The organism is Micromonospora sp. IBHARD003 (assembly GCF_056106285.1).
Map to the genome: position 1 here is coordinate 185,704 of NZ_JBWBBX010000001.1, position 10,785 is coordinate 196,488.

General features: G+C 71.8%; 7 protein-coding genes. 4 read left to right on the forward strand and 3 right to left on the reverse strand.

Annotation, left to right across the window (positions count from 1 at the left end; translation table 11 throughout):
- Positions 1–82 precede the first annotated feature (82 nt).
- Positions 83–1,450 carry a pyridoxal phosphate-dependent decarboxylase family protein gene (locus ACTWOL_RS00780; protein ID WP_474293184.1) on the forward strand — a complete coding sequence of 456 codons (1,368 nt, stop codon included), beginning with the start codon at positions 83–85 and terminating at the stop codon, positions 1,448–1,450.
- Between the two features lie 69 nt (positions 1,451–1,519).
- Here the strand turns inward: ACTWOL_RS00780 and ACTWOL_RS00785 are convergent, their stop codons facing one another.
- Both ACTWOL_RS00785 and ACTWOL_RS00790 read right to left on the reverse strand, forming a co-directional pair.
- The gene (locus ACTWOL_RS00785; RefSeq protein WP_474293186.1) at positions 1,520–2,104 is read right to left on the reverse strand and encodes a hypothetical protein; all 585 of its coding nucleotides are present in this window, start codon (positions 2,102–2,104) and stop codon (positions 1,520–1,522) included.
- Between the two features lie 381 nt (positions 2,105–2,485).
- Complete coding sequence (locus ACTWOL_RS00790) at positions 2,486–3,361, reverse strand: dienelactone hydrolase family protein (protein ID WP_474293189.1); 876 nt, start codon at positions 3,359–3,361, stop codon at positions 2,486–2,488.
- Between the two features lie 349 nt (positions 3,362–3,710).
- Here ACTWOL_RS00790 and ACTWOL_RS00795 point away from each other — a divergent pair, with 349 nt between their 5' ends.
- The 3 genes from ACTWOL_RS00795 to ACTWOL_RS00805 all read left to right on the forward strand — a co-directional run bounded on the left by ACTWOL_RS00795 (position 3,711) and on the right by ACTWOL_RS00805 (position 9,412).
- Positions 3,711–5,363: a serine/threonine-protein kinase gene (locus ACTWOL_RS00795; protein ID WP_474293191.1), complete on the forward strand. Its 1,653-nt coding sequence runs from the start codon at positions 3,711–3,713 to the stop codon at positions 5,361–5,363.
- A gap of 380 nt (positions 5,364–5,743) precedes the next feature.
- Positions 5,744–7,834, forward strand: a complete 2,091-nt coding sequence (locus tag ACTWOL_RS00800; protein WP_474293193.1) for a DUF4139 domain-containing protein — start codon at positions 5,744–5,746, stop codon at positions 7,832–7,834.
- Between the two features lie 6 nt (positions 7,835–7,840).
- On the forward strand, positions 7,841–9,412 hold the full coding sequence (locus ACTWOL_RS00805) for a DUF4139 domain-containing protein (protein ID WP_474293195.1): 1,572 nt from the start codon (positions 7,841–7,843) through the stop codon (positions 9,410–9,412).
- 145 nt (positions 9,413–9,557) lie between these two features.
- On the opposite strand, the gene ACTWOL_RS00810 is transcribed toward ACTWOL_RS00805, so the two are convergent.
- Entirely contained in the window at positions 9,558–10,400 is an 843-nt protein-coding gene (locus ACTWOL_RS00810; RefSeq protein WP_474293197.1) for a calcium-binding protein, read from the reverse strand.
- Between the last annotated feature and the right edge of the window lie 385 nt (positions 10,401–10,785).

Here is a 10,785-nt window from a genome sequence, read left to right on the forward strand (position 1 = left end):
CGCTGCGCGCTCCGACGCATCTCGGTGAAGGACCCGAGCGGCGGTGTTGCACGGGCTCCGCGAGAGGTTCATAGTCCGAGACATGGACGCGCGTGAGGCGGCGCTCCAGCGGGCGCACGATCATGCCATCCGCTGGCTGGCGAGTCTGGCCGATCGGCGGGTCCCGCCCCGCGCCCAGGTCGACGAGGTCGTGCGCGCGCTCGGCGCCGAACTGCCGGAAGGCCCGAGTCCGCCCGCGGACGTCGTCGAGTTGCTGGCCACCGCCTGCGAGCCCGGCCTCACCGCCTCGCCCGGCGGTCGTTTCTACGGCTTCGTGATCGGGGGGAGCGAGCCGGCCGCGCTGGCCGTCGACTGGCTGGTGAGCGCGTGGGACCAGAACTGCGTCATGCGGGCGGTCACGCCGGCGCACACCGCGGTGGAGGATATCGCCGGTGCATGGCTCCTGGAGCTGCTCGGACTGCCTCCGGGCAGCGCCGTCGGCTTCACCACGGGCGCCACCATGGCGAACTTCACCTGTCTCGCCGCCGCACGCGACACCGTACTGCGGCGCGCGGGCTGGAACGTCGCCCGCGATGGGCTCACGGGTGGCCCCGGGGTACGGGTGCTGGCCGGTGCGTCCCGCCATATGTCCGTCGACCTCGCCCTTCGCTACCTGGGGCTGGGCCAACCGCAACTGGTGGAGACCGACGACCAAGGGCGCATCGTCCCGAGCGCCTTGGCGCATGCCCTGCGCAACGGCACGCCACGGCCGACCATCGTCGCCCTGCAGGCCGGGGAGATCCACACCGGGGCCTTCGATTCTTTCGGGGAAACGATCGGGGCCGCTCACGCCGCGGACGCATGGGTGCATATCGACGGCGCCTTCGGCCTGTGGGCCGCCGCGTCTCCCGCGTACGCCCGTCTGACAGCAGACTGCGGGCAGGCCGATTCCTGGGCCACGGACGCCCACAAGACCCTCAATGTGCCCTACGACTGCGGTATCGCGGTCGTACGGGACGCCGCGGCCCTGCGCGCGGCGATGGGGCAGCACGGCGACTACCTCATCCACCACGAAGAGGGCGACTCCTTCGACAAGGTGCCCGAACTCTCCCGCCGGGGCCGGGCCTTCACCGTCTGGGCGGTGCTCCGTTCACTCGGGAGATCCGGAGTCGCCGCTCTCGTCGAGCGCCTGTGCCACCACGCCTCCGCGTTCGCCGCGGGCATCGCGGAGATCGACGGCGCGCACGTACTCAACGACGTGGTCTACACCCAGGTCTGCGCCACCTTCGGCGACGACGCGCGGACGGACCGGGTGCTCGAGCGGCTGCTCGCGGACGGCACGGTCTGGATCAGCGGCTCCACCTGGCACGATCGCCGCGTAATGCGCATCTCCGTGAGCAACTGGTGCACGACGGATGACGACGTGGCCCGGGCGCTCGACGCGATCCGCAGAGCGGCCGGGGCCTTGTGACGAGCGGCTGATCCCGGACGCCGGTGCCGGACCGAAGTGCGTCCCGCACGTCAAGCGCGGTCGAGGCCGTCACCTCGTGCGCACCGCGGTGATGGTGAACCGTTCGACCTCGGCGATGTGTCCTCCGGTGGAGGCGACGACCGTGAGCACCGGGTCCCGGGCGCCGGAGAAGGGCAGCGTCACGTGCCAGGGCTGCTTGTCGCCGCCCGCCGACGTGCAGCACGGTGAGGTGCCCAGCGGCGCGGCCGACGACGGCTGGCGCACCTGAACGCGGATGCTCTCGTCCACTCCGGAGATCCGTCCGCCTGTCTCCAACGGCGAGCGCACGCGCGATCCGTACGCGGGAGTGGTGAGAGAGAACGTCGTGTCGTCGGTGCCCACGACCTCCCACGGGGCATTCCGGCCGTCGCCGTACCGCACGAGGTGGATCACCGCGGCGGTACCGCCTTCGGACCCCGTCCGTGCGACGCCGACGCGGGCGTGCCGACCGCTTACGGTGCGCGAGGTGATCCGGTCGATCTCCTTGAAGTCGAGGTACTCACGCGTGAAGGACAGCGCGGTCCGGGCCGGGTCGAGGTGCCAGGGCTGGTGGCCGCCGGAGCTGTAGGCACGCTCCCACGCCTGAGCTTGGGCGAGCGTGGTGAACGGCCACACGGGCTGGAGGCTCCAGGAGCCCAGCGGTGGTGTGCCGCTGGGAGTGGAAGCGGTCGGGGCCCGCGTGGCCGACGAGGGGGCAGGCGACGACGGCGAGGGGGTGGACGAGGTGCCCCTCGGCTCGACCGTTGCCGACGCTGCGGGAGGCGAGCTCGATGTACGCGCGGACCCGCCGGAACCGCTGCAGGCGGTGAGTATCAGGCCGGCCACGGTGGCTGCGGCGAGGAGTCGGAATGGGAGCCGGATGTTCATGGGTGCCCCAGGGGAGGTGAAACCGACCGCCGATCGGCGTGTCCGGCCATCGTCCCACCAGTCCGGCCCTCGTCACAGAGGCAGCGACGTGGTTCGCCGGATCAGTTGCACAACCGATCGGGCGTACGATCACGTGGCCTCCTCGTCATCTCCGGAAGTGACTGACGGGTTCGCGGACCCGGTGCCGGGCTCGAGCAGTCGGGTACGGAAGAGGTCGAGCACCTGGTCCAGCGCCGTGCGAGTCGGCTGGCCCGGTTCATCGATGAGGTGCTCGGTGAGAACGGAATGCGGCGGCATGACGGCGCCGGGATTCGCCGCGGTGTCGTCGAGTTCGACGACCGTGAAGGCTTCGCCGAGTTCACGGCGCAGAAAGGCGAACCGGTCGCGGGGTACGAGTCTGTCTCCGCGGAACCGCAGCCCCATCACCTCGAGGCCGTCGCGCTCGCAACGCCCTCGGACGGTGGCGAGGTCCTGGGCGGAAATGTCGATGCCGCAGGCTCGGCTCCCGGTGATGGCCAGCGGCAGCGACGGCTGGGCCAGGACGGGGGCGAGAAGGCGGTCGTCGACGGCCATGGCCAGGGCGAATCCTCCGGTGAGGCACATTCCCACGGCCCCGACCCCGGGGCCGCCGCAGCGCTGGTGCTCCTGTGCCGCCAGCGCACGCAGCCACGTCACGATGCGTGAGCTCCTCCCCGTGGCGAGCAGGGTGAACTCACGGCTCACGCACACCCGCCAGAACGTCCTGGCCGTATAGGTGCCGGCCTTCAGCGGCCCGTGGGCGTCGGGATGGGGGTCGCGTCCGGGTGTACCGAACAGCACCGGGAGCACGGCGGTGCAGCCGATCGCGGCCACTCGTTCGGCGAACTCCAGCACTTTGGGGGTGATGCCGGGGACTTCCGCCATCACGATCACGGCGGGCCCTTCGCCTCGCCGCAGGATCTGGCGGGTGACGCCCTCGTAGGTGAACGTGCAGCGGTCGAAGCCGTTCAGGTCGTGGTCGGCCATGGTCATCCCCGCCCTGACCGGGTGCTGCTCGCCGGTGTCATCGCTGCTCCTGGGTGTCGAAGTGGTGCGGTGGGATGTGGCGTTCGTGGCTGCCGGTCCGCGGCACCGGCATGTTCTCACCCTCCTTCTGCCGCCGTGTGCCGGTCACCGCGATGTTCCCCGCCCTCCGTCGCGCCCTCACCTCCTCGCAGATCGGATGCCAGGCGGTCCCTGCAGGACTCCGGTGGTGATCGCCTTCGTACGGCCCCACGTACACCGGTCCGTTCCGGTGAGGCAAAATCTCGGGAGATGGAAGGCCTGACGGCAGGTGACAGTCCGGGCAGGGCCATGGAGCGCAGGGGGACCGAGAATGGCCGAACCGGTGGTGCGGGGGTTGGCGGCAGGCCGTTATCAGCTGAGCGAGCTGATCGGGCGCGGGGCCATGGGCGCGGTCTGGGCGGCACAGGACGTGAAGTTGGGACGCGCGGTCGCGGTCAAGGAGATCCGGGCGCGCGTCGACCTCGATCCCGAGGAGTGGCGGCGGCGGGCGGAGCGGGCACTGCGGGAGGCCAGGGCCGCGGCACTGGTCCAGCACCGGAACGTCATCGAGGTTCATGATGTCGTGATGGACGAGGACCGGCCATGGATCATCATGGAACTGGTCTCGGGGCGTTCCCTGGCCGAGGAGCTGGCCAGCGGCTGTATGGCGGTCGGCGATGCGGCTCGGATCGCGCGCGAGGCGCTGGACGGGCTGATCGCGGCCCATGCGACCGGTGTGGTGCACCGGGATGTGAAACCGTCCAATCTTCTGCTGGCCCGGCCGGACGGCCGTACCGTTCTGACCGATTTCGGCATCGCCTCGATGGCCGGCGCCGGAACCCTGACCGTGCCGGGTGGGGTCGTCGGCACACTCGACTACCTGTCGCCGGAACGCGCCCAGGGTCTGAGAGCCGTACCGGCATGTGACCTGTGGTCCCTGGGGGCAACCCTCTATGAAATGGTCGAGGGACGCTCTCCGTTCCACCGCAACAACGAGTTCGCAACCCTTCGGGCCGTGCTCGACGGCACCTACGACCCGCCGCGGAACGCCGGTCCTCTCGGCGAAGTCATCGACGGCCTGCTCACCAAGGACCCGTCACAGCGGATGACCGCATCGACAGCCCGGTCCCTGCTGATTGCCGTCGAGCGCCCCGACGTGCCACACCCGCACGGATTCATGCCCCACCCAGAGGGGCAGACCCACGCCGCCGAATCCGCTCCTGGGCCGAACGACCGGCAGCGATCCCCGTTCGGAACCAGATCCGCCTCGGAGGAACGCCACCGCACCGCTCATCCGGTGGGCGGGCATGGACCCGTCCGGCCCGAGGAGGCGGGCCCGGCGCAGGTTTCCGGTCGCTCCACCCGCCGCTGGCTCACGCGTTCCCTGATCGTCACGACGGTTGCCGCTCTGGCGGCCGTGGGCCTCTACGCCGTACCTCCTCTGCTGGCCCACCAGTCCCCGAGCACCGGGGCCTCACCGGCGGCACCGGGGCCGGAATCACCGACGGCCGCCCGCCCCGGATTCCGCGCGATCAGCGATCCTGCCGGATTCACCCTGGAGATCGGCAAGGACTGGACCGGACCGTACGCAGACAACCGCCGCATCTACTACTACTCGGCGGACCGAACGTTCCGGATCGGCGTCCACATGGATCCGCCCGACGGTAACGGTGACCCCTATGCAGAACTCCTGGCACAGGACAACCATGGCACCGGCACCTCCGCGGCCGGCGCCTATCCGAAGTACCGGCCCGTTCGCCTGGAGCGGACCGAGCACAACGGCGCAACTGCCGCCATCTGGGAGTTCACCTGGTACGACGCCGGCTCCGGCATCCGCCATCGCTCGATCGACCTGCGGTACACCAAGAGCGGGCGGACCTACGACTTCTGGGTCGCCGGCCCCGACAGCGCAGTCCCCACCATCCGAAAGACCTTCGAGGCGGCAAGGGACAGTTTCTCCCCCACGCGGACGAAGCAGGGATAGCCGAGCGGGCCGTTCACGGGCACGTGAACCACGGCGCGCGGCCGGGCCATGCCCGCCCCCGAAGCCGGTGCCGGCGAAAGGCGGTGGACGCGGCCTCACCCCATGGCGGCCGACGGCGGTCGACGTCCCGTTGTCGGGCGGGGTCAGGAACGCCCCGGATGCGCGGACCGGTCGGGCGAGTGCTGTGGCCGGATAGGTTTGCCGGGAAGCTCGCGACGTCCTGCGCGGTGTATCGCAAGGCGGAGAATCGGCCTTGTACTGGATGTACTCGGGTGAGTCGACAACGCAGCGAGACGCCGTGCAGGGCGCCGCGAGCCGGTGAACCTATCCGGCCACAGCGCTAGGCTTCGCTCAGCATGGACACGGCGGGGGCGGAGCACATGACGGCTGAGACGACACAGCGGTGGGAGTCGGCCCTCGATTCGGTCGTGGTGTACGCGCAAGGCGCGGTCTGCCGCCGGCTGGCCCGGGGCAGCGTGCCGCCGGATGGCCGGGTGCGGGTGACGGGGCTGCCCCGGTCGCTGGATCCGAGCTCGTTGCGGGCCCGGGTCCTGGGTATCCCCCGTGCGCGCGTGACCGAGGCCCGGGTGGAGGTCGAGGCCGAGCCGCTCGGCACCGGCACGTCCGACGAGTTGCAGGGCGAGGTCGAGAGGCTGCGCGACGAGCACGCGGCGGCGCAGGAGCGACGGGACCGCCAGCTGGGCCTCATCGAGGAGGTCAGGGCGTTGCACCCGGTCCCCCCGGCCCGCAGGCGCGAGGACCCGCACCGCCGCACTCCCGTGGACGCGTGGCTGGAGCTCGGCGCCTTCGTCGAGGAACGGCTGGCGGGACTACACACCCGCCTCGTCGAGCTGGAGGAGACGCTGCGCCGTGTCGAGCACGAGCTCGCCCTCGCCGCGGACCGGCTCGCCCGCGCCTCCACCGACGCACCATCAGCGCATGTGCAGACCATGGTCTCTGCGGTCCTGACCCTCGACGGCGCCGGTGACGCGGAGGCCGAGCTGGAGCTGGAGTACGGGGTGCCGGGCGCCGTATGGGTGCCGGCCTACCGTCTCACCCACCGTCAGGGCGACGGCAGCGGTCGTTTGGTGCTGCGCGCTTCGGTCGCCCAGCGCACGGGCGAGGACTGGACCGCCGTGCGCCTCGCCCTGGCCACCGCGGACCTGCGGCGCCGCACCGATCTGCCAAGACTCCGCTCGCTTCGGATCGGACGTCGTCAGCCGGTCCCCGCGCCTTCCGGGTGGCGCGAGCCCCCGGCCGGGCTCGCCGATCTCTTCGCCGGGTACGACGCGGCAGGCCCTCGCCCTGACATGACCGCCGCACCCGCGGCTGCCGGTGCCGCGTCCGTGACTGCCGTGGGCGGCAGCGCGCCAGGTCCCGTTCCGCCACCGCCACCGCCACCGGCGCCGCAGGGCTACGGCGTGCCGGCCGCTCCGCTCCCGGTGCCCGGCGGCGCGGAGGGCGCCTCCCCGGAGGTCTTCTTCGGCGCTGTGCCCGACCTCGCGCAACCGGTCCGGTCGCGACCGGGCGACAGGGGCCGTCCCGGCAGCCGGTCCTTCGCGGTGCCCGCCGCCATGGCACACCCGGCTCCTGCGCCGGCTGCGCCCCCACCTCCTCCGGCACCGGCGGCAGGTCCACCGAAGCCGACCGGGGCCGAACTCGACTACGCCGCCCTCGTCCTGCGGGGCCCCGACGAGCCGGGCGGTCGCAGGGGCCTGCTGTTTCCCGACTCCTCCTTCGACCCGGTGGCGGACGAGTACCGCCGCCGCGCCGAAGCCGTGGCCGCGCTGCCGCTTCCCGGCCACGCCGTGCGGCCCCGCGAGTCGGCGGGTTCCTTCGACCACCGCTTCGATGCCGCCGCCCGCGCCGATATTCCGTCGGACGGTACCTGGCACACCGTCACCGTCGCCGAGATCCCGGTCGGTCTGCGCACCGAGTATCTCTGCGTGCCGTCCGTGGAGCAGACCGTGTACGCGACGCTGCTGGTCTCCAACGCCACCGACCAGGCTCTGCTGGCCGGCCCGGTGGAGGTCACCGTCGACGACGAGTTCCTGCTGACCGCCGCACTGCCCACGCTCGCCCCCGGCGGTGTGTGCCGGGTGGGGCTCGGGCAGGCCGAGGGCATCCGGGTCACCCGCCGTACGAACCTGCACGAGTCGACCGCGGGGCTGCGCAACCACACCACCGTGCTCGACCACAGTGTCCACGTGGAGCTGGCCAACCGGCTCACGAGGCCTGTCACCGTCGAGGTCCGCGAGCGGGTGCCGGTCTCCTCCGAACCGGACGTCCGGATCGAGGAGCGGGGCGACTGGACGACACCGGAGGACGGCGCGGGCCCTGAACACCATGCCCTGGGCACCCGCGTTTGGCGGGTGGACCTGCCCGCCGGTGGCACCGCCGCTCTCCACGGCGGCTACGAGATCCGCATACCGGCCGGCAAGGCCCTGGTCGGCGGCAACCGGAGGAGCTGACACGCCATGTCCACAGCGCCCACAGCCGCTGAGCCGATCCCCCTCCCCGTCACCGCCGTCACCTGTCTGGAGGACCGCGCCCACATCGAGCGGGCCACCGTGCTCGACCTGAAGGCCGGTGTCCAGCGGCTGCGTCTCGGGCCGGTCGGTGCGCTGGCCGTCGACCGCACGCTCCATGCCGAGCTGACCGCCGATCACCCGGCCACCGTGCTCGACGTGCGGATCGTCCGAAGTTGGAAGCCGCGCGGGCCTCAGCCGCCCACCGACGAAGACCCCGCGCTGCGCCACCGCGTGCACACCCTCGAAGAGGAGCGGCTCGCCCTGGAGCAGCGGCGCGACCGTCTACGGGCCCGCCTTGGCCTGCTCGGTCTCGTCGCTGCAGATCTGCTGCGGGAGATCGGCGAAGGCGCCGGCTCCGGGGAGACCGATGGGCCCCGCTGGGCCCGCGAACTGGACCGGGTGGACGGCGAGCGCGATGCGTACGGCGAGGAGCTCCGCACCGTGAACGCCCGGCTGGCCGCTGTCGCGGTCGAGCTCGGCGAGGCCCGACGGGCCCTGGACTTCTCCGGGACGGAACCCGCCGAGCTGGTCGGCCACATCGAACTGACCGTGGAGGCCGCGGTCGCCGGACCGGTCGGGCTGCGCCTGGTCCACCTCACCCCGTGTGCGCTGTGGCGGCCAAGCTACCGGGCCGTGCTCGACGGGGACTCGCTGACGCTGGAGACCGACGCGATGGTCTGGCAGCGCACCGGAGAGGACTGGTCGGACGTACGGCTTACGTTGTCGACCGCACGGTCCACGCTGGCCACCGATCCACCGCGGCTGAGCGAGGACCGGCTGACGCTCAAGGACCGCTCCGCCGCAGAGCGCCGGACGGTCGACGTCGAGCTGCGCGAGGAGGAGATCGGGGACCTCGGCCCGGCCCCGGTGCTCGGTCTGCCAGGGGTGGACGACGGCGGTGAGGCGCGGGTGCTGAACTCGCCGGCGCCGGTGTCCGTGGCCGGAGACGGACGCGCCCACCGCGTGCCGCTCTCCGCTTTCACCACGGCGGCGAGGAACGAGTACGCCTGCTCACCCGAGCTGTCCCCGCTGGTCACCCAGGTGGTGCGGTTCGACAACCAGTCCGGCCACGCGCTGCTCGCCGGGCCCGTCGACCTGGTCCGCGGCAGCGGATTCAGCGGCCGCGGCGCGCTGGACTTCACCGCCCCGGGCGCCCCCGTGGAGCTCGCCTTCGGCAGCTGCGACGACTACCGCGTGGTCCGGGATGCCGAGGAGTCCCGCGACTCCGCCGGAATCACCCAGCGGACCACGGTCACCCGCTCGGTCCGGCTGCACGTGTCCAGGTTCTCTGCCCCCGGTGACCACGGCGAACAGGTGGTCGTCCTCCGGGAGCGGATCCCGGTCTCCGAGGTCTCGGCCGTGGAGATACGCCTGCGTGGGGAAGCCTGCTCCCCCGCGCCCGACATGGTCGACGACGAAGGCATCGCCCGCTGGGACGTCACCCTGCCGCCCGGCGGCCGCCGCACGGTCGCCCTGGTCTACGAGTTGTCGGCGAGCGCCAAGGTGACCGGGCTCTGAACTCGGTTCACCGCACGCTTACTTCGATGGCCCGGCTTCGGTGCCCGGCTCCGCGAGGTCGCCGAAGCAGCCGAAGCCGTGGAGCCGGGCTCGACACCATGACCGTGTCGAACCCAGCTCAGCCGAAAGAACCCGGTGTGAGCGATCAGACGGGACAGCCGGTCCCGGTCGCGGGGTTGAGGCAGGTGTTGGTGCCGGGGCCACCGTCGTTCACGTTGGTGCCGGGACCGCCATCGAGCCTGTCGTCGCCTTCGCCGCCGGAGAGGTCGTCGTTGGCTTCGCCTCCGAAGAGGTCGTCGTCGCCGGCCTCGCCGGAGATATTGTCGTTGCCGGTGTTACCGAAGAGGTCGTCGTTGCCACTGCCGCCGACCAGGGTGTCGTCGCCTTCACCGCCGAACATGTCGTCGTTTCCGGCGCGGCCGAAGAGGGTGTCGTCGTCGTCACCGCCGTTGAGGCTGTCGTGGCCGTAGCCACCGTCGAGGTCGTCGTCACCGGCCCCGCCGTTGAGGCTGTCGTGGCCGCTGTCGCCGTTGAGGTCATCACGGCCGAGACCGCCGTCGAGACTGTCACAACCTTCACCGCCGGAGAGGGTGTCGACGCCATCGCCGCCGGAGAGGGCGTCGTCGCCCCTCTCACCGGAGAGGCTGTCGTTACCGGTGCCGCCGTCCAGGGTGTCGCGGCCGTAGCCGCCGAAGACGGAGTCGCTGCCGGCACTGCCGGAGAGGGTGTCGTTGCCGCGGTCGCCGCAGATGATGTCGTTGCCACCGATGCCGTCGACACGGTCGTTCCCGGCCAGCGCCACGATGACGTCATTGCCGGGAGTGCCCACGATGATGTCGTCGTGCTTCGTACCGACGATCGTCGCGGGGACGCCCGCGCAGGTGGGGGTGCCCGCCGTGGCGGCCGGGTGGGCGGCGGGGACACCGGCGGATGCCGGGCCGGCGGTGGTGATGAACCCCGCAGTCGCGAAGACGAGCAAAGGCAGCACGCCGCAGACACGGCGGGCCCTGCAACGCGCAGCGGCGGCGGTCGGCTCGGAGCCCCCACCGTGAGCATCCCGACCGGCGCGAGCATCCCGGTTGGGCCGGCGAACAAACGGATCCAGTTCCATCGACGTGCACCTTCCGAAGCTGAACAACACTCAACCCGTACAGCAAGCCACGTCCCGCTCCCTCCCGCCCGGCCCACGACCCCGGCCTCGCACCCTCACCTGCGCCTCTCCGCAGGTCAGGCCCGGGCACATCATGAGAGAACCACTCCCACGGCCGTCGCCCACTCAGTCCGCGCCACCCCTGCCCCCTCGGGGCGAGCCGCGGCCGGCCGCCGTTGTACCCGCACGGCGCCGGACACATCGAAGGTGGTATCTCCCGTGC